Origin of the sequence: Ralstonia sp. 22111 (genome assembly GCF_052045895.1) — a bacterium.
Taxonomy (GTDB): Bacteria; Pseudomonadota; Gammaproteobacteria; order Burkholderiales; family Burkholderiaceae; genus Ralstonia; species Ralstonia wenshanensis.
In genome coordinates this window covers 72,361-96,070 of record NZ_JBQEPR010000012.1, presented here as the reverse complement: position 1 = coordinate 96,070, position 23,710 = coordinate 72,361, and the positions used below count along the sequence as shown (strand labels likewise).

The 23,710-nt window shown below is 63.6% G+C and carries 18 protein-coding genes; 7 read left to right on the top strand and 11 right to left on the bottom strand.

What is annotated here, in order from left to right; all coding sequences use genetic code 11:
- The first annotated feature begins 19 nt into the window (after positions 1-19).
- Both metE and ACTJK4_RS23280 read left to right on the top strand, forming a co-directional pair.
- The gene (metE, locus tag ACTJK4_RS23285) at positions 20-2,341 is read left to right on the top strand and encodes a 5-methyltetrahydropteroyltriglutamate--homocysteine S-methyltransferase (protein ID WP_316871951.1); all 2,322 of its coding nucleotides are present in this window, start codon (positions 20-22) and stop codon (positions 2,339-2,341) included.
- Positions 2,342-3,102: 761 nt separating this feature from the next.
- Positions 3,103-4,833 carry an ankyrin repeat domain-containing protein gene (locus tag ACTJK4_RS23280; RefSeq protein ID WP_316871953.1) on the top strand — a complete coding sequence of 577 codons (1,731 nt, stop codon included), beginning with the start codon at positions 3,103-3,105 and terminating at the stop codon, positions 4,831-4,833.
- A gap of 54 nt (positions 4,834-4,887) precedes the next feature.
- Here the strand turns inward: ACTJK4_RS23280 and ACTJK4_RS23275 are convergent, their stop codons facing one another.
- From ACTJK4_RS23275 to yddG, 5 genes are all read right to left on the bottom strand, one after another.
- Entirely contained in the window at positions 4,888-7,983 is a 3,096-nt protein-coding gene (locus ACTJK4_RS23275) for an efflux RND transporter permease subunit (RefSeq protein ID WP_316871954.1), read from the bottom strand.
- Positions 7,980-9,128 (bottom strand): efflux RND transporter periplasmic adaptor subunit, encoded by a 1,149-nt coding sequence (locus ACTJK4_RS23270; protein WP_316871955.1) that lies wholly within the window; start codon positions 9,126-9,128, stop codon positions 7,980-7,982. Before ACTJK4_RS23270 ends, ACTJK4_RS23275 begins: the two co-directional genes overlap by 4 nt.
- Entirely contained in the window at positions 9,125-10,684 is a 1,560-nt protein-coding gene (locus ACTJK4_RS23265; protein ID WP_414562467.1) for an efflux transporter outer membrane subunit, read from the bottom strand. Before ACTJK4_RS23265 ends, ACTJK4_RS23270 begins: the two co-directional genes overlap by 4 nt.
- A gap of 145 nt (positions 10,685-10,829) precedes the next feature.
- Positions 10,830-10,985, bottom strand: a complete 156-nt coding sequence (locus ACTJK4_RS23260) for a DUF3309 family protein (RefSeq protein WP_004634893.1) — start codon at positions 10,983-10,985, stop codon at positions 10,830-10,832.
- Positions 10,986-11,159: 174 nt separating this feature from the next.
- Positions 11,160-12,080, bottom strand: a complete 921-nt coding sequence (gene yddG, locus ACTJK4_RS23255) for an aromatic amino acid DMT transporter YddG (RefSeq protein ID WP_433868099.1) — start codon at positions 12,078-12,080, stop codon at positions 11,160-11,162.
- Positions 12,081-12,259: 179 nt separating this feature from the next.
- Here yddG and ACTJK4_RS23250 point away from each other — a divergent pair, with 179 nt between their 5' ends.
- Together ACTJK4_RS23250 and ACTJK4_RS23245 are read left to right on the top strand one after the other, a co-directional pair.
- A complete protein-coding gene (locus ACTJK4_RS23250) occupies positions 12,260-13,141 on the top strand; it encodes a Rossmann-like and DUF2520 domain-containing protein (protein WP_433868100.1) in 882 nt (293 codons plus the stop codon).
- 91 nt (positions 13,142-13,232) lie between these two features.
- Entirely contained in the window at positions 13,233-14,459 is a 1,227-nt protein-coding gene (locus ACTJK4_RS23245) for a CynX/NimT family MFS transporter (protein WP_433868101.1), read from the top strand.
- 22 nt (positions 14,460-14,481) lie between these two features.
- Here ACTJK4_RS23245 and ACTJK4_RS23240 read toward each other — a convergent pair whose 3' ends face one another.
- From ACTJK4_RS23240 to ACTJK4_RS23220, 5 genes are all read right to left on the bottom strand, one after another.
- Complete coding sequence (locus ACTJK4_RS23240) at positions 14,482-15,027, bottom strand: NADPH-dependent FMN reductase (protein ID WP_232039270.1); 546 nt, start codon at positions 15,025-15,027, stop codon at positions 14,482-14,484.
- 74 nt (positions 15,028-15,101) lie between these two features.
- A complete protein-coding gene (locus ACTJK4_RS23235; RefSeq protein ID WP_322018949.1) occupies positions 15,102-15,659 on the bottom strand; it encodes a DNA-3-methyladenine glycosylase I in 558 nt (185 codons plus the stop codon).
- Positions 15,660-15,669: 10 nt separating this feature from the next.
- A complete protein-coding gene (locus ACTJK4_RS23230; RefSeq protein WP_232039268.1) occupies positions 15,670-16,641 on the bottom strand; it encodes a magnesium and cobalt transport protein CorA in 972 nt (323 codons plus the stop codon).
- Positions 16,642-16,670: 29 nt separating this feature from the next.
- Positions 16,671-17,168 carry a MarR family winged helix-turn-helix transcriptional regulator gene (locus ACTJK4_RS23225; RefSeq protein WP_232039267.1) on the bottom strand — a complete coding sequence of 166 codons (498 nt, stop codon included), beginning with the start codon at positions 17,166-17,168 and terminating at the stop codon, positions 16,671-16,673.
- 58 nt (positions 17,169-17,226) lie between these two features.
- The gene (locus ACTJK4_RS23220; RefSeq protein ID WP_433868102.1) at positions 17,227-18,819 is read right to left on the bottom strand and encodes an MFS transporter; all 1,593 of its coding nucleotides are present in this window, start codon (positions 18,817-18,819) and stop codon (positions 17,227-17,229) included.
- Between the two features lie 573 nt (positions 18,820-19,392).
- Here ACTJK4_RS23220 and ACTJK4_RS23215 point away from each other — a divergent pair.
- Together ACTJK4_RS23215 and ACTJK4_RS23210 are read left to right on the top strand one after the other, a co-directional pair.
- Positions 19,393-21,636 carry a YcaO-like family protein gene (locus ACTJK4_RS23215; RefSeq protein ID WP_433868140.1) on the top strand — a complete coding sequence of 748 codons (2,244 nt, stop codon included), beginning with the start codon at positions 19,393-19,395 and terminating at the stop codon, positions 21,634-21,636.
- Positions 21,637-21,649: 13 nt separating this feature from the next.
- Complete coding sequence (locus tag ACTJK4_RS23210; protein WP_433868141.1) at positions 21,650-21,841, top strand: hypothetical protein; 192 nt, start codon at positions 21,650-21,652, stop codon at positions 21,839-21,841.
- Between the two features lie 73 nt (positions 21,842-21,914).
- Here the strand turns inward: ACTJK4_RS23210 and ACTJK4_RS23205 are convergent, their stop codons facing one another.
- Positions 21,915-22,508 (bottom strand): 2OG-Fe(II) oxygenase, encoded by a 594-nt coding sequence (locus tag ACTJK4_RS23205; RefSeq protein ID WP_433868142.1) that lies wholly within the window; start codon positions 22,506-22,508, stop codon positions 21,915-21,917.
- A gap of 138 nt (positions 22,509-22,646) precedes the next feature.
- On the opposite strand from ACTJK4_RS23205, the gene ACTJK4_RS23200 reads away from it, so the two are divergent.
- A complete protein-coding gene (locus ACTJK4_RS23200; protein ID WP_433868143.1) occupies positions 22,647-23,672 on the top strand; it encodes a hypothetical protein in 1,026 nt (341 codons plus the stop codon).
- Positions 23,673-23,710 lie beyond the last annotated feature (38 nt).

The window sequence follows — 23,710 nt, the reverse complement described above, 5'->3', positions numbered from 1 at the left end:
CGCCTCTCCTGCGACCACCATGACGACCATCCATACCCTCGGCTACCCGCGCATCGGCGCACAACGCGAGCTGAAGTTCGCCCTCGAATCGTTCTGGAAGGGCGCCTCGTCAGAAGACGACCTGCGTGCTACTGGCCGTGCCCTGCGCGAGCGCCACTGGACTGCCCAGCGCGACGCGGGCCTCGACTTTGTGACCGTGGGTGATTTCGCCTGGTACGACCAGGTGCTGCAGACGGCTGCCCTGCTCGGCGCCCTTCCCACGCGCTATGGCTTTGACGCCGAGCAACTGACGCTGGCGCAATCGTTCGTGCTGGCGCGCGGCAATGCCGACCATGCGGCCATGGAGATGACGAAGTGGTTCGACACCAACTACCACTATCTCGTGCCCGAACTCACGCCGGACCTCCACTTTGGGCCCGGCGCCGAATGGCTGTTCGGCGAAGTGCGCGAGGCTCAGACCGCCGGGCACCGCGTGAAGGTTGTGCTCATCGGGCCGGTGACGTTCCTGCATCTGGCCAAGGCGCGCAACGGCCTGACTGACAAGCTCGCCCTGCTGCCGCAAATCCTGCAGGCCTACACGGTCGTGCTCAAACGCCTGGCCGCACTGAACGTGGAATGGGTGCAGATCGACGAACCGGCGCTGGTGCTGGATCTGCCGCAAGCCTGGGTGGATGCATTCAGCCCCGCTTACCAGGCGCTGGCCGCCGCCAAGGGCCCGAAGCTGCTGCTGGCGACGTACTTTGAAGCCGCCTCCCACCACGCTGCACTGATCAAATCCCTGCCGGTCGATGGCGTCCACCTGGACCTCGTCCGTGCACCGGAGCAGCTTGGTGCCTTCGCGCCATGGCCGGGAGACAAGGTGCTCTCCGTTGGCGTGGTCGACGGCCGCAATATCTGGCGCTCGGATCTGGCACGCGTGCTGGAACGCGTGGCGCCGCTGGCCGAAGCCTTTGGCGATCGCCTGTGGGTGGCGCCGAGCTGCTCGTTGCTGCACGTGCCGGTGGATCTGTCAGCCGAAAGCAAGCTCGACGACGAACTCAAGGGCTGGCTGGCCTTCGCGCGCCAGAAGCTGGACGAACTGGCGATCATCAAGCTCGCGCTGGTCGAAGGCCAAGCTGCCGTGCAGAAGGCGCTCGATATCAACCGCGCCGCCATCGCATCGCGTACCGAATCGCGCCGCGTGCACAACGCAAGCGTGAAAAAACGCGTGGCCGCGACCCGCGCAGAAGATGCCGACCGCGCCGCGCCCTACGCAACGCGCGCTGAAGCGCAGCAAGCCCGCCTGAACCTGCCGTTGCTGCCGACCACCACCATCGGCTCGTTCCCGCAGACGGCCGAGATTCGCCAGGCGCGCGCACAACACAAGCGCGGCGAACTCCCTGCACTGGATTACCTGCAACGCATGCGCGCCGAAATTGCCGACGTCGTACGCCGCCAGGAAGCGCTGGGGCTCGACATGCTCGTGCACGGAGAAGCCGAGCGCAACGACATGGTCGAGTACTTCGGCGAGCTGCTGTGGGGCTACGCCTTCACCGCCAATGGCTGGGTGCAGAGCTATGGCTCGCGCTGCGTGAAGCCGCCGGTCATCTACGGCGACGTGTACCGCCCTGAAGCAATGACGGTTGAATGGTCCAAGTACGCGCAGAGCCTGACCGCCAAGCCGATGAAGGGCATGCTGACCGGCCCCGTGACGATGCTGCAGTGGTCCTTCGTGCGCGACGACCAGCCGCGCGAGCAGACCGCACTGCAGATCGCCCTGGCCCTGCGCGATGAAGTGTGCGATCTGGAAGCCGCTGGCATTGCCGCCATCCAGATCGACGAGCCGGCTTTCCGCGAAGGCCTGCCGCTGCGCGCGTCTGACGTGCCGGGCTACCTGGAATGGGCGGCACGTGCATTCCGCGTGTCGGCCTCCGGCGTGCGCAACGACACGCAGATCCACACGCACATGTGCTATTCGGAGTTCAACGACATCCTGCCGGCCATCGCGTCGATGGATGCCGACGTGATCACCATCGAGACATCGCGCTCGAACATGGAACTGCTCGACGCGTTTGGCAAGTTTGCGTACCCGAACGAGATCGGCCCGGGCGTGTACGACATCCACTCGCCGCGCGTGCCGCGTGTGGAAGAGATGGAAGCGCTGCTCGATAAGGCCGCGCAGGTCGTGCCGGTGCAACGCCTGTGGGTGAACCCCGACTGCGGTCTCAAGACCCGCGGCTGGCCGGAAGTGGAAGCAGCGCTGCAAGGTATGGTGGAAGCCACGCGCCGCTTGCGCGCCAAGCATGCGAATGCGCAGCACGCTGGCAGCAAGCGTGCGCAAACAGAAACCGCATCAGCCTGATCGTCGCGCCTCCCCCACAAAAACGCCGGCTGGAGACATCTAGCCGGCGTTTTTTTTGATTCCCTTCCAACAACATGCGCCAGGTGCCACCGGGCTGTTGCAGCGGGACGATTGTCAACCAACAAGGCAGCGCCGCTTCGCGCACGCACTCACCATTTCGCAACACGGTACGCGGCTGACACGTGCAGAAAACACTATTGAATCCAGTGATTCGTGTTTTCTAATATCGATGGGACGATCCCATGAAAAGCCCGGTCTCCCTTGTTCGCACTTGGCTCGCTTCGTCTGCGCCCACAAACCGCGTTGCCGATGTCCGGCAAGCACCGGAGCAGACGAGCAGCACGGGGCGCAGCGCTCGCAAAGCTTCGCCTCAACTTAGCCGGCTGCCCGCACGCAGGCACACAGGAACACCGCCAGCCATCAGCGCCGCCTCTACAAGCAGCCCAAAGGTTTCGGGGCGCACGTCCGCCGACCCGGAGCTACACGACGCCATCAAGGCGATTCGTGCAGGCGCGCAATGGTCATCAAGCACAACCCGCCGGGAAACAGCGTCGGCAACGTCGCCCAATAGTCAGGGCGCCGCACCGTCGATTCCACCCGGCGATGGCTGGGGCATGACATTCCTGCATCAGGCCGAGCATCGCGCAGAGGTGCTCGACATGGTCTGGCAGCACGATTTTTCGTCCGAGCGGCTCGAAGAGATTCTCGCCAAGCATCCTGACCTCGTGAATGCCGTTGACCACCATGGCGACCCGCTGCTCGTGAGCGCACTGGGCTGCGACAACTTCCGGCTGGCCAAGGCGCTGGTCACGCACGGCGCGAATGTCAACGCGCAGGACAGCGTTGGCAATACGCCGCTGCATACCGTGGCAGGACGTGACACCGCGCTTTTGGAGCAATTGCTCGAAGCCGGTGCCGATGTGCACGCGACCAACAATCAAGGCGCAACACCGCTGTTTAACGCGCGCTCTGCGCAAGCCGTCGATATGCTCGTCCGTGCGGGCGCGCCAATCGATGCCCGAGACGCGCGCGGCAATACGGCGGTCATGCGGCTCGCCCAGGCTGCGAACAAAGACACGGTGCTCGCCATGCTGGCGCATAACCCTGATCTGCGCACGCCAAACGGAGCAGGCCGCACGTTCGCGCGCGTGTTGACGATGCGATTTGGCGGATCGCCGGACACCATCCCCAAGACGGGCGTGGCGGCAAAGGCGTTTCTGGAACTTGCCAAACGCGAGACGTGGATCGGCAACCTTCGTGACCGAAAGTCACTGCCCTCCGACGCAGCAACGGCCAATACGCGACGCTCAGGGCTGCCCACGAATCCGTTGGCTGAGTTGCGGGTGGCGCCCGACGTCCGGGTGCCGCCAGCGACAGCACGCGCGGCCAAGCCTGCAATCAACAATCTGAAATCGGGGCACAAGATCAACCTCGTCCACGACGCGCTGCGCACGTTCGACGAATTGCCAGACCGGGACGCCAGTGCGCTTTCTGAGGCATTGGGATTCGGTGCCCTGTCGTCGGAAGACGCGAACGTGCGCGGACAGCAGCGGGACGCCATACGCGAAACGTTTTCGAAATTTGCCAAGGAAATCGGCGGCGACTTCCGCAACTACGGTCTTTCAGCGATAGAACATCCCGCCTTATCCGGCGCCCTGACGGAGGCTGAACACGCTGAACTAGTCAGCGCCATGCGAGTCGCTCACATCAGCCTCGCACTGGAACCTGCGCGTGCCGATGGAGCCGACGGGCCGCAGCGTGTGCGCATGTTCTTCGGCGGCACACAGAACTTCCGGGATGTGCGCCAGGACATCAGCAGCGCCTTCGGCCGGATTGGCGATGTCGACCGCGCGACCAAGCGGGCCGGTGAATTGTTCGCGAAGATTCTGTCCCGGCCCAACCATGTCGAACTGGATTTCATTTCTGGCGCTTCTATGGGCGGAGCCATGGCGCAGAGCTTTCGCGCGACGGTTGAGAGCCGTATTCTGCTGCCAAGGCAGCCGTCCATGATCTTGCTGGACCCGCAACTCCTGAACAATAACCAGGGCCGCCGCGCCACCAGGGGCGGCCCGCTCGATGTCGATTACGGCAAGCCCCGCGGCGTTGCGGTCACCCTCGACTATGCCCGCGCGCCACATCGCGGGCTGATGGGGATCATGAAGGGCCCGGGCGGTTACCGGTACCCGGGGCTTGTACAGCTCAAGCTCGGCTTGACCGACACCGACGGGTACAACGGCAAACGCCCGCAAACCAGCGGCCCGCCCGGACTCGGCTATCACGCCGACGCACATCAGTTTGCGGCCGCGCTCTCACGCTTTTCGGTTGATCGCGAGGATGCGGTCATGGACAACCCCGCATTTGACGCAGTGCGCGCGCCGCGTTGGGCGCGACAACAAGGCCCAGTGCTGACTTCCTCGACGCTGCCCGCCGTCGCGCGTCGGGGCCGCCACCCCATGGAATCGATTGCCGAAGACGGAGACGCTTCCCTGTAGCGCCCCAGTGGCCGTCGCTTCGGCGGCTTCCGTGAGGCATGGACGGCGCTGCCGTTACCGCTGCTCCTGCTGTGGTACAGGCTCAGCACTGCGCCCGTGATGGCGCACGCCACGGAACTTACGCAGCGCCCACTCCCTGAAGTCATCCACCTTCTCGAACACCACCGGCACCACCAGCAGGCTCAGCAGCGTAGAAGTCAGCAGACCGCCGATCACCGCCACCGCCATCGGTGCGCGGAAGCCTGCATCGCCTTCGAGACCGAGCGCCATCGGCACCATGCCCGCCGTCATGGCCACCGTCGTCATGACGATGGGGCGGGCGCGCTTGTGGCAGGCGTCGATGATCGCCTCGGTGCGCGACATGCCGAGATCGCGTCGCGCAACGATGGCGTATTCGACCAACAGGATCGAGTTCTTGGTCACGATGCCCATCAGCATCAGCAAGCCGATCAACGCCGGCAGCGACAAGCTGAAGCCGAACAGCGCCAACAGCCCAAACGCACCGCCCACCGACAGCGGCAGCGCCGCCAGGATCGTCACCGGCTGGGTGAAGTCGTGGAAGAGCAGCACCAGCACCGCATACACGCACAGCACACCCGCAAACATGGCGAGGAAGAAGCTGCTGAACAGCTCCTGCATGCCCTCCACATCGCCCGAGGCAATGCGACGCACGCCCGGCGGCAAGTTCTTGATGGACGGCAGCGCCTCCACCGCCATGTTGGTATCGCCCAGCGCGCGCCCCTCCAGCCCGACGCTGATGGTGACGTTGCGGCTGCGGTCATAGCGGTCGATCTGCGCGGGGCCGCTGCCAATGGAAATATCGGCGATGTTCTCCAGCGGCACCGCGCCGTTGCGGCCCGGCACGCGCAACTGGCGGATCGTGTCGATCTGGTTGCGCGCCTTCGGGTCGAGTTCAACGCGGATGTACACCTGCCGCTCGGGCAGGTTCAGCTTCGGCAGGTTGACGTCGTAGTCGCCGGCGGTGGCCACGCGCACGGCCTGGCCGATGGCGGCGGCGGTCACCCCTTGCTGCGCCGCACGCGCAAAGTCCGGGCGGATGACGATTTCGGGCCGCAGCAAACTCGCGGACGAGGTCACCGCACCGAGCCCCGGCACGGTCCGCAGATCGCGCATCACATCGCGTGCGGCCTGCTGCAGCGTGGCGGGGTCGTCGCCGGTCAGTACCACCTGGAGTTGCTCGCCGGAGCCCACCGCGCCGAACGAGATCCGCACGCCTGGCACGCCTTCGAGCATTTCGCGCAACTGGCGTTGGACGTCCTGCTGCTTGACGTGTCGATCATGCCGGTCGGTGAGTGAAATCGTGAGTGTGCCTGTGCGCACCTCGCCGCCGCTGGAGCCCGGCACACCGGCCATCACGCCCGAGCCGATGGCCGTATAGACGTGACGGACTTCCTTGTGCTGCATCACGATCTTGCGCACGCGCTCGGTGTTGTCGCGCGTCTGGGCGATCGTGCTGCCCGGCGGGCTTTCCACCGTCATCTGGAGTTGCGCCCAGTCTTCGGGCGGCAGGAACGTTGCCGGAATCAGGCCGATGATGGCGACCGACACGACGAAGAACGCCGCCGCCATGCCCCCCGTCTTCCACGGATGCACAAGACACCAGCGTGCGGCCTGCAGGTAGCGCGTCATGATCCAGCCGTCGCGGTTGGGCTCGTCCTGCGGCTTGAGCATGTACGCGGCCATCATGGGCGTAAGCAGCCGTGCCACCAGCAGCGAGGCCAGCACCGCCAGCGACGCCGTCCATCCGAACTGCTTGAAGAACTTGCCCGAGATACCGCCCATGAAGGCCGTCGGCAGAAACACCGCCACCAGCGTGAGCGACGTCGCCACCACGGCCAGGCCAATCTCCTGCGCCGCCTCCATGGCAGCCTCCAGCGGCTTCTTGCCGTTGCGCAGGTGGCGCACGATGTTCTCCACCTCCACGATGGCATCGTCGACCAGAATCCCGACCACCAGCGTGAGCGCCAGCAGCGTGATGCCGTTGAGCGTGAAGTCCAGCAACTGCATGGCCGCGAAGGTCGGGATGATTGAGAGCGGCAGCGCCACGGCCGACACGAACGTGGCCCGCCAATCGCGCAGGAACAGCCACACCACGATCACCGCCAGGATGGCGCCTTCGTACAGCGCGTGCATCGACGCGGTGTAGGCATCCGACACCGGCTTGACCATGTTGTAGACCTCGGTCACATGCACGTTGGGCCGCTCGGCCTGCAATGCGCCCAGCGCCTCGCGCACGCCCTTGGCCACTGAGATTTCGCTTGCGCCGCGTGAGCGGAACACCTGGAAGCTCACGACCGGCTTGCCGTCGAACAGCGCCATCTGGCGCGGCTCGGCCGCCGTGTCGCGCACGTCAGCAACATCCGACAGGCGGATGCGCCGGCCGTCGGACAACGGGATGTCCATCTGCGCCAGTTCGCGCGCGCTCTTCACGGTGCCGAGCGTGCGCACCGCCTGCTCCTGCCCGCCGATGTTGCCGCGCCCACCCGGCGCTTCCTGCTGCATGCCGCGCACTTGCGCGCTGATATCCGCCGCCGAGACGTTCAATGCCTGCAGACGCACGGGATCAAGCTGCACGCGCACTTCGCGGTCCACACCGCCCTGGCGCGTCACCTTGGCCACGCCATGCACCGACAGCAGCCGCTTGTTGACCGTGTTGTCGACGAACCAGGACAGGTCCTCTGCATCCATGTCAGACGCTTCCACGGCGTACGTCAACACGGGCATGCTCGCGAACGTCACGCGGGAGATGACCGGCTCCTGCACGTCGGACGGCAATTGCGCGCGGATACGGCTGACCGCATCGCGCACATCGTTTACCGCTTCCTGCACATCCTTCTCAAGCTGGAACTCGACCATCGTGGTCGAACTGCCGTCGTTGATGGTGGACGTGATGTGCTTGATCGCGCCGATGCTGGCAATGCTGTCTTCGATCTTGCGCGTGACTTCGGTTTCCATCTGCGTGGGCGTGGCGCCCGGCAGGCTGGCCGTCACGGAAACCGCAGGAAAGTCGATGTCCGGAAAGTTCTGGATCGACAGCATCTTGAACGACACCAACCCCGCCACCGTGATCAGGATGAACAACAGGATCGACGGAATCGGCTTGCGGATCGCCCAGGCAGAAAAGTTCATGGCTTGGCTCCGGCTGCGGGCGACGATGCGGCGGGCGCGGCGGCTGCACCGGCGGCGGCCACACGCACCACATCGCCATCGCTCAGGAATGCTGCCCCTGCGGCGACCACGCCGTCATTCGCGCCGATGCCTTGCACGATTTCAACTTTCCCGTCCTGGCGGCGGCCAACCGTCACCTTGGTCTGACGCACGCGGCCTTGCTGGCCGATCACCATCACGTAGTCGTAGCCATCGCGCGAGAACACGGCGGTCTCCGGCAATGTCGCGGCCGGCGCATCGCCGAGCAGCACATCGCCCGAGAGATACATGCCCGCTTTTACGCCCGAGGCTGCTGCTTCCGGCGGCAGATCGACATAGACGAGGCCATTGCGCGTGTTGGCGTCAACCGTGGGAGCGACCTGGCGCACGCGGCCGTTCACCACGCCGCCATCCATGCGGCGCAGGCGTGCGGCCTGTCCCGGCTGGATGCGGGGCAGAACGTCGCCGTGCATCTCGGCACGCCATTCCAGGCGGTTCTTCCGGATGAGCTTGAAGAGTTCGGTGCCGGACGACACCACAGCGCCCACGGTGGCCGTGCGTGCGCTGATCACGCCGTCGTCGGGTGCCACCACGCGCGTGTAGCGCAAGCGCAATTCCTGGCTCTCGAACTGCGCGCGTGCTGCGGCCAGCTTGGCAGCCGCCGTCTTGGCCTGCGTGTCGTACTGGATCAGATCCTGTTGGCTGATCGCACCGCTCTTGTCGAGTTCATGCGCGCGGTGGGCCTCGCCGGCCGCCTGCGCGGCCGAGGCCTCGGCTTCGGCCAGGCTGGCGCGTTGGGCGGCCACATCGGCGCGCACGGTCTCATCCGACAGTCGTGCAAGCAGTTGGCCTTGCTTGACCACATCGCCCACATTGACGAGCACTTCCGCCAGCTTCAACCCGTTCACCTCGGCGCCAATGCTGGCTTCCTGCCACGGCTGCACGGCACCGCTGGCCGTCGCAGCGCGGGGCCACAGGTGCTGTGCCAGATGCGCAACGTTGACGGCAAGCGCCGGCTTGGCAGGCGGCTGTTCCTTGTTCTTGCTCTCCGCAGATTTGCCGCACGCCGCCAGCGCGCCGGCCAGCACCACCGCCAGCGCGGCCATCCAAACTCGTTGTCCTGTCATGAAGCGCTTCCGGTATGCGCGCGGCCCTGTGCGGTCGGCGCAGTGGTCTTGTTATCGGGATGAGGATTGGGCGCATCGTCGCGCCAGCCGCCGCCGACGGCCTTGTACAGCGCCACCCAGGCCTGCGCGCGTTCGAGCTTGACGGCCGCCAGCGATTGCGAGGCCTGCAATGCCGTACGCCGCACGTCTTCCAGTTGGAGCAAGCTACCGGCGCCTAGACGGTAGCGCGCGTTGGACGCTTCCAGCACTTTTGCGTATTGCGCATCGGCCATCGTGGCTGCGTCGACACGGCGGTCCGACGCGTCCAGGCGCACCAGCGCGTCTTCCACTTCCTGCACCGCTTGGCGCACCTTGCTGCGATAGCTGGCCAGCGCCTGGTCATAACGGGCGCGCGCTGTTTCCACGCGCGCCGCACCCGAGCCGCCGTCAAAGATCGGCAACGACACCGACGGCCCGAACGACCAGGACTTGGTCGTCAAAGATTGCCCGCCAAGGCGGTACGAATTGATGCCGATGGAACCCGCCAGCGTGATCGACGGCAATCGGCTCGCCACCGCCACACCGATATCGGCGCTTGCCCCCGCCACCGCGCGCTCGGCCGACGACACGTCCGGCCGTTGCGACAGCACCTGCGCCGGCACGTCGGGCACGCCGGCATCGGGCGGTGCCGGAATCTGCGCACTGGCCTTGGACAGGAGGCCGTTCAGCGCATCGTGGTCAATGCCGGTGAGCGTGACGAGCTTGTCGATGCCCTGCGCACATTGCGCACGCTGGCCTTCCAGCGCATTCACCGCATCCCCCACCGTGGCTTGCGCTTGCGCAAAATCAGCCGGTGCGACGAAGCCCGCGCGGAATTTGCGTTCGGTCAGTTGCAGCGTTTCCTGCCGGGATGACAGGGTTGCCGCGCCGATGTTGACCAGCGCCTCGCACTCGCGTTGCTGCAAGTACGCGTTGGCAACCTCGGCGGCGAGCGACACGCGCGCGTCATGCCAATCGGCTTCACTGGCGGTCAGGCGCGCATCGGCACCTTCCAGGCTGCGGCGTTTGCCGCCAAAGAGATCGATCTCCCACGACGCGTCGGCCTGTGCCGCCAAGGTGGTGATCGTACCCAGGCCCAGCGTGGGGCTCAGCGCCCCGGCAGACAGCCCACCTGCACCGCCGGCAAACTGGCTGCCGCCAAACCCGCCCTGCCGAATGGCGGAGCCTGAGCCTTTCAGCTGCGGCAATAGCGCCGCCTGGCTTGTGGAAACGCTCGCACGCGCTTCGCGCACGCGGCCGACCGCCTGCGCGATCGTCGGGCTGCTCGCGTCTGCCTGCTCCACCAGTTGTGTCAGCACGGGGTCGTGAAACTGCTCCCACCAGTGCGCCAGCGCCATGCGGCTGCCGTGGTGCGGCAGCGTGGCGTGCCAGGCTTGCGGGGCTTCAGTGCCGCTCAGGGGCGGCATGTGGTAATCGGGCCCGACCGCGCAGCCGGCCAGCACCAGCGCCAGCATCAGCGGAGCGAATCGGGCACGACCGCCGGGCGCGCGGCTAACGGCGTGTCGACCTGTCTTCATGGGAAGTGTCCTTCGGGAACGCAGCTGGGATTATGCCCAGTCAAGCGCCTGCAAGACACTCGCCCCGCTATGGTGCTCAGCCAACCCTCGGCAAGCGGTCAGGCGATGCTCAGAAGCATGCGCGCATCGGCATCGACGCGTGGCGTCAGATATAGCCCAGTAGCACAAGAATGACCACGATCACCACGATCAGCCCGAGCCCGCCCGTCGGCCCGTAGCCCCAACCTCGGCTGTACGGCCACGACGGCAGCGCGCCGATCAGCAGCAAGATGAGAACGATGATGAGAATGGTGCTCAACATGATGCCTCCTGTTTCTGTGTTGGTATGCCGCCGTTCCGTCTTGGCGCAGCGGCTTACCCGGCATCTAGCACGCCCCGTTCCCGTGCTGGCTCTATGTACGGTTTTCTCGAATTCCTGGCGGTTAATTGCGAATTTGCGGAAACGGCGGAGGTCCCCGTGTGCCCCGTTCTTACGTCAGGCGGAAGACTTGGACGAAGACAACGTCTTTGCGCGACCGCCGCGCGTAGCCAGCCAGCACAGGATCGACCCTGCAACCACCATCGATGCGCCCTTCCAGAATGCAAGCGACAGCGGGGCATGCAACAGCGCCGCCGCCAGGGCAGCAGAAAACACGGGGATGAAATACGACGCGCCAGCCAGCACCGTGACATTGCCGTGCAGGATGCCGACGTTCCAGGCGGCGTAGCCGAAGCCCATTGCTGACGCGGCCAACGCAAGGTAGACCAGCGCCGACACGCTGAAGTGCATCGGCCCGCCGCCGGTGGCAAGAAACTTGATCCACAGGGCCAGCGCCGTCAGGATGAAAAACAGCGTTGCGCCGTTCTTGCCCTCGGCGATGCGGCTGGTGACCGTGCAATACGCCGCCCAGATCACCGCGCCCGTGAACGCCAATCCGTAACTGAGCGGGTTGTCCTTGACGTTCTCGGCCATGCCGGCGATATCGAGCCCTTGATCACCGCCAAGCACGAAGCAAATCCCGAGGATGGACATCAGGACACCCGGCACGATCAGCGCATTCGCCCGCTGTTTGTTGAAGGCAATGGCCGACAGCATCGTGAACGTCGGCCACAGGTAATTGACCATTCCGACCTCGATCGCCTGCCGCCCGCTGTTGGCATAGCCGATCGATAGCGAGAGGCACAGCTCGTACGACACGAACAAGAGGCTGCCCCACAGCAGATACCGCCGCGGAAACGTCTTCAAGTTATTGAAGCCAACGGTCAATACCAACAGCACCGACGCGACGGTATAGATCATGGCAGCGCCACCTACGGCCCCCAGATGCTGGCTCACGCCCCGGATCAACCCGACGATCGAACTCCATAACAGCACCGCAATAAGCCCGATGAGGGTTGCCCGACTTTTGCTTTGCATAACGCCTGCCTGCACTGACATGTCCGCCTGAAGAAAACCGATTGTTCACGCCCGGCCCAACGCTGCCGGCAAAGGCGTGCAGTTTACCGGCCGTACCGCCCAACCGCCTGATTGGCGCAACGCGGCTTACAGAAGTGGCTTCGCTATAAGATGCGGACCATGAAAAATCGAGGTTTGCCATGACGTCTATTGCAATCGAAACGCCAGTCTCCGTGGGCTGGATCGGCGCAGGGCGGCTGGCGCGGGCATTGGCCACTCGGGCGCACAGCGCAGGTGTACGCACCGTGGCGGTTGCCAACCGCTCAAGCTCACCCGTCGCGTGGCTCGCGCAAGCCACCGGGGCCAAGGCGGTCGACCCGCAAGGCGTGGCGGATGCCGCCGATTGGGTGTTTGTGACCGTGCCGGATGACGCCATTCCGGACGTGGTGGGCAACGTGCGCTGGCGACCCGGCCAACTCGTGCTCCACTGCAGCGGCGCCGGCGAGCGCGACATGCTGGATGCCGCCCGCCAAGCCGGCGCGGATACCGCCAGCTTTCACCCGCTGTTTCTGTTTGCCGGTTTGCCGGACGATGCCGAACGTCTGGGCGGGGCGTCCATCGCCATTGATGCCGATGCGCCGCACGACGCGGTGCTCGCCAGCTTTGCACTGCGGCTCGGCTGCACGCCGTTGAAGGTGCGTGCCGGGCAACGTGCCCTGTATCACGCCGGTGCCAATTACGCTGCCAGCTTCCTGCTGTGCGCGCTGCAGGAAGCCGCCACGTTGTGGGAGGCCGCGGGCATCGACCGAGATGCGGCCGTGGCTGCCATGTGGCCGCTGGTGGACGGCACGCTGGCCGCGGCACGCGCACGTGGCCTGGCGGGCGCATTGGCGGGCCCGGTCTCGCGCGGAGACGGCGGCGTCATCGCCAAACATCTGCAAGCGCTCGAAGCACTGGGCGCCGATCACGCCGCGCTGTACACGGCACTCACAAGGCGTGCACTGGCATTGGCAGCCGAGCGCGGCGCACCTTCCGCAGACGTGCTGGCCGACCTCGCTACGCGACTCAGCGCTGCTGAATAGCGTCGTCGGCATCATTGGCATTGGACTGCGCGCATGCACCAATCCGGCGCGCGCCCTACAATCGTCAGCTCGCCCGCACGCCTGTTCTGCCATGTCCCAACGTCCACACGCCTCGCCCTCTCCTGCCGCGCATGACGCAGCAGACCGCCGTTCGCCCGGCGCGCTGATCCTGCTCGTTGTCGGGCTGGTGCTGGTGGGCGTGAACCTGCGGCCTGCGCTATCGAGCCTGTCGCCAGTGTTGAAACAAGTGACAGCCGGCACGGGGCTGTCGGGCGCCACGGCAGGGTTGCTGACGACGCTGCCCGTGCTGTGCCTGGGCTTGTTTGCGCCAGCAGCCGCGGTGTTGGCTCGGCGCTTTGGTGCAGAACGCGCCGTGGGCGGCCTGCTCATTGCGCTGGCGGCTGGCATTGCCTTGCGCAGCGCAGGCGGCGTTGCGCCGCTGTTCATCGGGACGCTGGCGGCGGGCGCCTGCATTGGTGTGACGGGCATTCTGTTTCCGGGCATCGTCAAGCGTGACTTCGGCCGCCAGGCTGACCTGATGACCGGCGTCTACACCATGGCGCTGTGCTTTGGTGCCGCGGTGGCGGCAGGGGCAAGCGCGCCGCTTTCGGCGTGGCTGGGCGGCTGGCAGCCCGCGCTGGCGTTCTGGGCCCTGCCCGCGCTGCTGGCTTTTGTCGGCTGGTGGCCGCACATGCGGCATGCGCACGGCAAGGGCGCGGCTACTCGGCTGCAGCGTGTGTCGCTGTGGGACAAACCGATCGCCTGGCAGGTGACGTTCTACATGGGGCTGCAATCGTCGCTGGCGTATTGCGTGTTTGGCTGGCTGCCCGTGATCCTGCAAGACCGCGGGCTATCCGCCGTGCAGTCGGGCGTGGTGGTGGCGGTGTCGATTCTTGTGCAGCTCATCACTGCGCTGGGCGGGCCGTTCGTGGCGCGGCTCGGGCGCGATCAACGCCCCGCCGTGTTCCTGATGATGCTGATGTGCTGGGCCGGCCTGATCGGCTGCCTCTATGCACCGCTGTCAACGCTGTGGTGGTGGGCGGTGTTGCTGGGGCTTGGCCAGGGCGGCAACTTCAGCGTGGCGCTGTCGCTGATCGTGCTGCGCTCGGCCGATGCGCGCGTGGCGGCAAGCCTGTCAGCGATGACTCAGGGCATTGGCTACACCATGGCCGCTGCGGGGCCGTATCTCATGGGCGTGCTGCACGATCTGACAGGCAGCTGGGCCGTGATGGGCTGGCTGTTCAGCGCGATTGCGCTGGCCTCGCTTGTGGCAGGTTCCCTCGCCGGGCGCAACCGCACGCTGCACGCCGGCGAGTAACTCATCTACTGCAAGCCGTCTTTCAAGCCTTGTGCTTCAACGTCCAGTTGGCCAGCGCCTGCATCTGCTCGGTGATCAGGCCGGCGATGCGCTCGTCTGTGAGATCGCCATCAGCAGAGAAGCCGCCAGCAAACGCGTTGGCAAACACTTCCGGCTTGTTCAGCGGATGCAGGTCCAGATACACGCACACCTGACGCAGGTGGTACTGCGCGCGCGACGTGCCCATGCCGCCGCCCGCACCCAGGATCGCGACGGGCTTGCCTGCCAGCAGCGCATTGTTGGGCTCGCGCGAGGCCCAGTCCAGAATGTTCTTCAGCGCCGGCGCCAGCGAGTAGTTGTATTCAGGGCAGGCCAGCACCAGTGCATCGGCACGCCCGATCTGTTCGAGCACGCGCACCACCGAAGCGGGCTTGTCCGTGATGTCGGCGTTGTAGAACGGAATATCGGTCAGGTCGGCCAGGTCCATTTCAACGCCGGCGGGCAGACGGGCGGACGCGGCACGCAGCAGGCCTTGGTTGGTGGATTTGCGGCGCAGGCTGCCGGCAATGCCAAGAAAATTCAGCGACATGAAGAACGACTCCGTCAATGTTGGGACTGGCGAGAATAACGGACAATCGCCGGATCAAGAAGCGCCCTTGAGCGTTATGCCTTCCCAGCGCGAAAGCACCCGGCTTCGTGGTCATCGACCATGCCGGTGGCCTGCATGAAGGCGTAGCAGATGGTCGGGCCGACAAACTTGAAACCGCGCTTGACCAGCGCCTTGCTCATCGCCTTGGAAGCGTCGGTCGCAGCGGGTGCGTCGCGGTAGCTGTCCCAGCGGTTGACGATGGTCTTGCCATCGACAAACGACCACAGGAATGCATCGAGCGAACCCATTTCTTCCTGAAGCTCCAGCACCTTCCGCGCATTGATGACCGCGCCTTCGACCTTGGCGCGATTACGCACGATGCCCGGATCAGCGAGCAGCTTTTCGATGCGCGCTGGCGTGAAGCGCGCCACGCGTGCCGCATCAAACCCCTCGAACACCTCCTGGTACCGCGCCCGCTTGCGAAGAATGGTCTGCCACGACAGCCCGGCCTGCGCACCTTCGAGAATGAGCATCTCGTAAAGGTGGCGATCATCGTGCGAGGGCACGCCCCACTCGGTGTCGTGATACGCGATCATCAGCGGGTCTTCGCCCGCCCAGCAGCAGCGCGCCATCTCTTGTCTCCTAGATCCAGCCCGACTTGCGCAGCTTGCGATAGAGCCACACGCAAGCGGTGGCCGTGCACGCCAGCACGATGGGATACCCCGCCGGATGCTCCAGCTCCGGCATGCCCTTGAAGTTCATGCCGTAGTTGCTGAACACCACGGTCGGAATTGCCAGAATAGCGCCCCACCCCGCCAGGCGCTTCACAATGTCGTTCTGCGTGACTGACACCAGCGCCACGTTCACGGAGATGGCCGTGGTCAGCATTTCGCGAATCACATCGAGTGCGCCGACCGCGCGGTGCGCATGATCGGCGATATCGCGAAAATACGCGCGCAGCTCTTTGGGCACCACGTCTTCGTGCAGGCGCACGAGCTGACCAGCGATGTCTTCCACCGGCAGCGCAGCATTGCGCAGGCGCAGAAGCTGGCGCTTGAGCGTATAGAGCCGCTCGATGGCTGCGCGGTCGAACGTGTCGCCAAAGATCTGGCTTTCGATGTGCTCGAACTCTTCCTGCAGGCGTTCCAGCACGGGCTGATAGTTGTCGACCACAAAGTCCATCACCGCATACAGCGCAAACGGTGCGCCTTTGGCCAGCAGTTGTGGCGTGCGCTCGCAGCGCTCGCGCACCGGCGAGTACGACGCTGACGGCCCATGCCGCACCGAGACAAGAAAGTCCCGACCGACAAAGAGGTGCGTCTCACCAAAGACGACGTTGCCGTTTTCCATCTGCGCGGTGTTCAGCACGATGAAGAGCACGTCGCCGTAGACCTCCAACTTGGGCCGCTGGTGCGCGTTGCGGGCATCTTCAATGGCGAGATCGTGCAGACCGAACTCCTCCTGCACGAGGTCGAGCATCGCGTTGTCGGGCTCATGCAGGCCCAGCCAGACAAACGAGCCCGGCGTGTGCAGCACGTCGCTGATAGCCTCGACGGACAGGTCACGCTCGCGCTTGCCGTTTCGATACAGCGCGCTGTTGATCACCATGGACATGGTTGTCTCCGGAACACATTCGGCGCGCATTAACGGTCTGCGGGGCGATCTGCGGTCTTGATATCGGATGCGGTGGAGGCCGCGGCGGCCAGCGCCGGCACTTCGGCCAGGCGGGTTTCGATTTGCGCCAGCGCTTCGGACAGCGCGTGAACGAGATCGTCCGGCAGCCCGTCGAGCGTGGCATTGATGAAGGCGATGCGGCGCGGCATGCATTCGAGCACGATGGCCAAGCCGGCGTCTGACAGCGACACGTTGGTCAGGCGGTTGTCGCGCGCATCCGTTGTGCGTTCAATCCAGCCGAGCTGCTCCAGCACCTTGAGCTGGCGGGTGAGCGCGCCGGGGTCCATCTGCAGGCGCTCGGCCAGCTGCTTCTGGGCCATGCCGCCGCCGGTGTTGTCGTGCAGCGCCAGCAGGATGCGCCAGCGCGGCATGGGCTGGCCGACATGCGCCTCGAAGGCGGCCATGAACGCACGATAGGTGCGGCCGAACTGGTGCATGACGGCGAAGCGTTCGCGTTCAGAGGTCATCGATCAGGGCTGAGATTGCTGGGGAACCGCGCATCCTAACCGCTCCGGCGTGTCTCGCCTATTCCGTATGTTGCACGGGCTCGACATGATGCAGCACCACGGGCGGCACGCGGCGCACATACCAGAGGCCAATCAGCGCCACCACCGTCGCCACGATCAGGCCGATATGGATGGCACTCACCAGCACATGTCGCGCGGCTTCGAGCAGCGCCGCCCCATCGTGGCCGGCGGCATGCAACTGCGAGAGCAAGGCGGCTTGCGCGTCATGATCGATGAGAATTTCGGGATCGGCAAGCTGGCGCAGCCACTGCATCGCACTGTCGGCCCTCAGTGCATTGGCAACGCCCGAGGCATAGCGCTCGCTCACCAACGTGCCAACTAGCGCCGTGCCCACCATGCCGCCCACCATGCGCAGCGATTGCAGCAGCGCCGTGGCAATGCCCAGATGCGCACGGCCGGCCGTCTGCTGCGCAAACACGGTCAGATTGGGCAGCACGAAACCGAGGCCCAGACCGGCCAGCAGCATCAGCAGCGTCAGCACCGCATGCGGCATGCCCTTGGACGACACCGACATGCCGGCCACCGCCACGGTCAGCAGCGCGAAGCCGGCATACAGCATGGCGTTGGGCTTGGGAATGCGCGTGACAATGCGCCCGTTGATGATGCTGCCCAGCGTGATGCAAACCACGAGCGGCGTGATCACCAGGCCGGCTTGCTGCGGCGACATGCCAAACCCGCCCTGGAACAGCAACGGCGCATAGAACAGCACCGCAAACATCGAAAAGCCCGACAGCAACGCCAGCATGAAGAGCGCAGCCAGCGCCGGATTGCGCAGCATGTCGAACGGCAGCAGCGGTTGTTCGGCACGCTGCTCCCACCACCACAGCGTTACGAACGCCGCAGCCGACAGCACCGGCCAACCGAAGAGCGGCAGCGACAGGCCATGCCGCGGCAGCCATTCCACGAACAACTGCAGGGCCCCAAGCGCCACCGTGATCAGCACCGCGCCCTGCCAGTCCAGCCGGATACGCCCGGTATGCACGTTCTGGCGAAGATGCGGCAGGAAGCGCCAGGCAAACCACAGCCCCAGCACGCCGAACGGAATGTTCACGTAAAACACCGACCGCCAGCCGAACGCCTGCGTCATCCACCCGCCCAGCGTCGGGCCGATGGCGTTGGCAATGCCAAACGACGCGCTCAGCATCACCTGCCAGCGCAAACGTACACGCGCATCGGGAAAGAGATCGGGGATGCACGCGTAAGCCGTGCCGACCAGCATGCCGCCGCCAATGCCCTGCAGCGCCCGCGACCACACCAGGAACGTCATGCTGCCCGCCATGCCGCACATGACCGACGCCAGCGTGAACACCACGATGGAGGCAATCACAAACGGCTTGCGACCGTAAAAATCGCCCAGGCGCCCAAAGATCGGCACCGTCACAACGGAGGTCAGGAGATACGACGTCGCCACCCACGCGTACAGCTCAAAGCCCTTGAGTTCGGCCACCACGGTCGGCAACGCGGTGCCCACCACGGTCTGATCGAAGGCGACCAGAACGACGACGAAGCAGATGCCGATCATCGCCAAGAGCGATTCCTTGAACGGCAGAACCTGGGTATGGGAATGCGGGAGCGCGGTGTGGACGGCCATGGCGACGGGGCGGAATACAAATGATACATCAACGATTGATGTGTCAACGATATTGTAGCGGGATCCGGGATGGCTTGCTGGTGATCCGTAAAAATAAAGTCTGTCGGATGAAAATAAAGTCCGTCGAGGCGTCTTACCAAGCACACCTTTAAACGCGTCCACGCAGCGCTGTCAGTCACAGCCCCGTGTCGGGCGTCACGTCGACTGTTCCGCGACAGAAGCAGGGAGCCTGGATTTGCGGGGGACCAGTTGAACTGCCTAGTCGACTGTCACGGTTGGGCCACCAGGACATGGATGATGGGATACGTCGACCACCAGGTCGTCAATAGGCGAGTCGCGGAAATCATGCCTAGCTCTCTTCTGAGCGGCACTCCCTCTTGGTATAGGCCCAAACGGCCTGTTCTTACGGTGCCTGTTCTTTCCAGCGCTCATCGGCGCCGCTGCTTGGACAAGTACCGAATATCGCCCCTTTCGCACTAAACAAATTCAGAATTCTGCGGATAAGTTCGTAGACGTGGTGGGAAAGCAGCGAAACATCCCGCCGCTCCACCCAAAAGCCGCAAGGACGTTCGTGTGAACCCGCATCAGTTCTCCTCCTCGATTCCCGCTGAAATACTCGCAACCCTAGATGACCCGGACCGCATCAGCCCCATCCTGAGCGGCCCCTGCGTAATCAACGGAAATCAGTTATCGCTGCATCTGCCCGATGGGGACATCACGATCCAGGCAGAACGTCGTCTGTTTCGACAGATTACGAGGCTATGTGATGGAACGCGCACAAAGAAGGAAGTCCTGGAGGATGTCTCGGCCGCCAAGAACCGGGAGGAGCTTGAGCGCTTCATGTCGTTCCTTTTCGAGGCGGGCGTCCTGATTGACGCCAATGACTTTTGCAAAACAGCACTGCGCTTCTCTCGCCAACTTAACCCCTACGGGAAGTCGGCGCAGTCGGCACTGACCGGACGAATTGCTCGGCGCTTTTCGCCAGATCGCAATGACGATACCGCAGCGTTCGAGAAGGTAGGGGTCACCCCACTGGACGAACTGTTCGAATCGCGCGTCTCCGCTCACACCTTCTCCGGCGGCCCCGTTTCGTTCGAGGCACTGAAATCGATGCTGTGGTCGATGTGCGGGGTGGTTTCGACACATCATGAGCGGCTCGGCTCGTCTATTGCACGTCGTACAGTGGCATCGGCCGGTGCAATGCATTTGCTCAAATTGTTTGTCGTGCTGCGCGAACCGGCCGGCCCGCTTGAGCCCGGCGTGTATCGCGTGCACTTCCCCACTCGGAAGACGATTCACTTCGAAGCCATTTCCGACGACGCCGCCCTACTTCCGCGTGCGTTTATTAAACCGTGGTTCCTGACGTTCGCGGCGGGCGCTGTCTTCCTTTCCGGCGATGCGACAGTCGGCGCTATACGTTATCGCAACCGAGCACTGCAATACCTTTTTTGTGAGGCAGGTGCCGCACTACACAATGGCGGATTGGTAGCCCCCAAACTCGGACTGGGCTTTCTAACGTTTGGTGGCTATCAGGAATCGGTCGTTGAGGCACTCTGCCGCCTGGAAGGCGAAGTCGTTCTGGGCTCTGCAATCTTCGGCGTTGCCACATCGGAAGCACAGCTTGCGTTGGCCGACGGATGCCGCCAAATTGAGTTCGGTTGGTCCGAATCACGTTCTGAGCTGTTCACCATGCCTTTCTTTCTCGGGCGCGCGCGCATCGAAGGCAATGATAATGGGGAGCCCACCTGGGGACGCGATACTGATCCCTGGATGGCGTACATCAAATCAGCCGCAGAAGCGGTAGAGCGCCAAGGCTTCCGCGAGTCCAGTCCTCTCGTGTTCGGGAAAATCGGCTCCGTTGCCAACGCGCTCTCCCCCGACAGTTTCGTGCGGTATAGCAAAACGCAGCTGCAATCCCCATCGTTTCCGTTTCAGGCCTTTGACACGAACCAATCGTATGCATGGGTCACCGGGGTCCGACAAGCCACCGGCGAGCAGGTTCGCGTCGTTTCTGACCTTGTCCACCCTCGCCAATCTGTTCGGCATGAGGGTGTATTGGGCCCCAAGATTACCGCTCCAACCTCGTCGGGATGTGCAGCGCACACAGATTGGGATGAAGCCAAAGCGAGGGCAACACTCGAGCTAATCGAGCGCGATGCGATCATGCGTCACTGGTTCACACAGCAACCGGGTACTGCTGTCATCCCCGATACGCTCCCTGCATCAATTCAGCAACGGCTTGCGTCAATGCAGGACGCGGGATGCCGAGCGGGAATTTTGTGGCTGGAGTCGCCCTATGTCCCCTGCTTCTTGGCGTGGGCCCAGCATGAAGAGCAGGGGTTCACTGCCGTAGGCGGCGGCAGCGGGCTCGACACCGCAGCGGCCGTGAACTCTGCCTTAGGCGAGGTCGAAACGCTGGTATTCGCGCACCTCAATGAGGGCTTTAAAGACAAAGCCAAGCCAGAGACTGTTCGCGAGCCGGTTGACCACGCCAATCTATATGGCCAGAAGCGCTATTTCCGGCGGGCTGATGGCGTTCTCCATGCTCAACGCAGTGTGGACTTTGCATCTGTTGCGCAAACGGCACCCGCGTCAATCGACGAGCTATACAGCAAGCTCGCCGAAGAAGACCGCTCACCCGTCTTCTTCGATATCACGCCAGAACGTCCTTATATCGACCAGGGCCGCACTGTTATCCGCGTGTGCAAGGCCTTGATCCCGCAACTGATCCCTCTGTCATTCGGTTATGGACTCGAGCCGAAGGGCATGCTTGACAAGGTCCACCCGAGTTCCAAATTTCCTCACCCCTTTCCTTAACTAGGAGCTTGCCATGAAGGAAAACACCAAGACCGATCTGTCGTTAGCGGACGCGGATTCTCGCGCTCCGATGAAAAACTCGCATCGAGCAGTAACACTCAAAGCGAAGAGCGATCCGTGGTCGGCCAATCGGCGTATCCGGCTGCCGCACAAGCCTGGCGTACCGCTCGGTAGCGGCGGTAGTTCTGACGGCGGCACTGCGTGATGTAACACCAGTCAATCGGGAGCGTGAACGGAGCGACCCGTTTGCGCTTCCCTCATGCTTCGGTTGCCGCGATCTATCGCAGCCAAGCTTTGTAGGTCAAGACACGACGATCCGCCAAGCAGAAACGCGAAACACCACGTGCCACGTGGTAGGGATCGCCCAGAAGAATCGAGATTCGGCCAGGTTTGGGCAAAACCGCTCGTGCAATTTCGCCCTGCTCATCGCACACCACAGTCTCACCGCCCCACGCCAAATCCCACTCCCGATTGCAGTACACGAGCATCGTCACGTGGCTCGGCCGCTTCGCCGGGTCGGGACAATCATAGTGCGGCCGGCCCTCCAAGCCGTAAGGGTTAGCCGTCAGCATGCATTCATAGAGCATCGGCGATGCGCCCAGCACTTCCTTTAGCCTGTCCCACAGTTCAACAATAGGATGCAGTGTTTCGTCGAGCGCGCGCAGCTCCGGTTCACGATCCACTTCGAGCGCGTCATCACGCTCGACCAAAGGATATGTCCAGTGGATGTCGTACCTTGGGGCACCCTTCACATGGTCCTGGCGGTTAATGTAGTACGCGGGCAACCACTGAACCACATCAAGCAGTTCCGTGAGTTGCTCCGAGGAGAAAAAGTCATCAATGACATCGATACCAGACGCGCGGCTGTTCATAAACTGGGATGGCGGGTGATTCAAATCGACACTCTATAACGAGCAGCGTTCAAAGATTAACCGTCCGCACGCAGTGTCGCAATCTTCGCTGCGATTTAACTGACATACTCGCCACCCCGGCTACAAGACGCCTACAGCATGTTCTTTTTTACTCAGATCCTTGAGCACTTGAAACCCATCACCAAGTGGGCACGTGCCAACCAAGCTTCCACCATCTTGTACCCCGACTCATTTTCTCTCGGGGTGAAAAAAGATGGCCTCAACCTACTGATGAATCCGCGGTTCGTAGCACTCATCAACGGGCGATGGGGATACACCAGCAGCTACCACGACCAAGAGTGTGGTTTCGTTGGATGGCTGCCCTACAGCACCAAGCGCTGGCAGTTATCGTCCGAGAAGCTGGCATTCAAGCAATACGCAACAACGCACGGATTGCCCACGCCTCGTCACTGGTTCGACGGCGCCTGCCAAGCTGAGAACTTCGTCATCAAACCCACGCGTGGTTCGTTTGGCCAAGGCATCCGCGGCCCGTTTCGCGCAGACGAATACGATCAAGTGGCCAGTACGTTGGCCGACGGCGAATACTTCGAAGAATATGTGATCGGGCGCAGCACCAAGATCTGGTATTGGAGCGGCGCGCCATACGCAATGGAAGCGTTCTCGCCACCCAAGCTATACGGCGACGGCCGCCGAACGCTGCAAGAAATCGCAAGCAAGCCGCGAGGCACCTTTGAGCGTGCACACGATCTTTCTAGCGCCCAAGGGGTGCTGCACTGGCAGCGCCTGACACCGGACTCGATCTTGCCTGATGGGGCCGCAGCCCAGATCGATTTCCGTCACGTATCGGCCTACGACCCCATTGTTTTGCGAGATCAAGAATCCTTCTCACATGCAGCCTCTGCCACGCGAGCGCAAACACAGCAGATCGGACGCATCCTGCACCTCGGCGTTCCCGAGCAGATGCGGGCCAACACACTATTCACAGTGGATGCTGTGCTAGACGCCCACGATCGCTTGTGGTTGCTGGAGATGAATAGCAATCCGGTAGTGCATCCGAAAGTCTATGGTGCGATGCTGGGCGAGATTTTCGCAACGCATCGGCAAAACCAAGAAACGGTACACAGTGCCCAGAATCGTCAGACAACAAATAAATCGCCCGGTTGAACAAGGCTTGCGTCGCTACTAGGCAGAATGGCGGCACA

Coding starts and splice junctions, on each gene's coding strand:
- ACTJK4_RS23270 (WP_316871955.1), bottom strand. CDS start 9,128: ATGACAGGACAACGAGTTTGGATGGCCGCGCTGGCGGTGGTGCTGGCC.
- ACTJK4_RS23220 (WP_433868102.1), bottom strand. CDS start 18,819: ATGGCCGTCCACACCGCGCTCCCGCATTCCCATACCCAGGTTCTGCCG.
- yddG (WP_433868099.1), bottom strand. CDS start 12,080: ATGCAAAGCAAAAGTCGGGCAACCCTCATCGGGCTTATTGCGGTGCTG.
- ACTJK4_RS23230 (WP_232039268.1), bottom strand. CDS start 16,641: ATGTCCATGGTGATCAACAGCGCGCTGTATCGAAACGGCAAGCGCGAG.
- ACTJK4_RS23205 (WP_433868142.1), bottom strand. CDS start 22,508: ATGAACAGCCGCGCGTCTGGTATCGATGTCATTGATGACTTTTTCTCC.
- ACTJK4_RS23275 (WP_316871954.1), bottom strand. CDS start 7,983: ATGAACTTTTCTGCCTGGGCGATCCGCAAGCCGATTCCGTCGATCCTG.
- ACTJK4_RS23245 (WP_433868101.1), top strand. CDS start 13,233: ATGTCCCAACGTCCACACGCCTCGCCCTCTCCTGCCGCGCATGACGCA.
- ACTJK4_RS23200 (WP_433868143.1), top strand. CDS start 22,647: ATGTTCTTTTTTACTCAGATCCTTGAGCACTTGAAACCCATCACCAAG.
- ACTJK4_RS23265 (WP_414562467.1), bottom strand. CDS start 10,684: ATGAAGACAGGTCGACACGCCGTTAGCCGCGCGCCCGGCGGTCGTGCC.
- ACTJK4_RS23225 (WP_232039267.1), bottom strand. CDS start 17,168: ATGACCTCTGAACGCGAACGCTTCGCCGTCATGCACCAGTTCGGCCGC.
- ACTJK4_RS23250 (WP_433868100.1), top strand. CDS start 12,260: ATGACGTCTATTGCAATCGAAACGCCAGTCTCCGTGGGCTGGATCGGC.
- ACTJK4_RS23210 (WP_433868141.1), top strand. CDS start 21,650: ATGAAGGAAAACACCAAGACCGATCTGTCGTTAGCGGACGCGGATTCT.
- metE (WP_316871951.1), top strand. CDS start 20: ATGACGACCATCCATACCCTCGGCTACCCGCGCATCGGCGCACAACGC.
- ACTJK4_RS23240 (WP_232039270.1), bottom strand. CDS start 15,027: ATGTCGCTGAATTTTCTTGGCATTGCCGGCAGCCTGCGCCGCAAATCC.
- ACTJK4_RS23235 (WP_322018949.1), bottom strand. CDS start 15,659: ATGGCGCGCTGCTGCTGGGCGGGCGAAGACCCGCTGATGATCGCGTAT.
- ACTJK4_RS23260 (WP_004634893.1), bottom strand. CDS start 10,985: ATGTTGAGCACCATTCTCATCATCGTTCTCATCTTGCTGCTGATCGGC.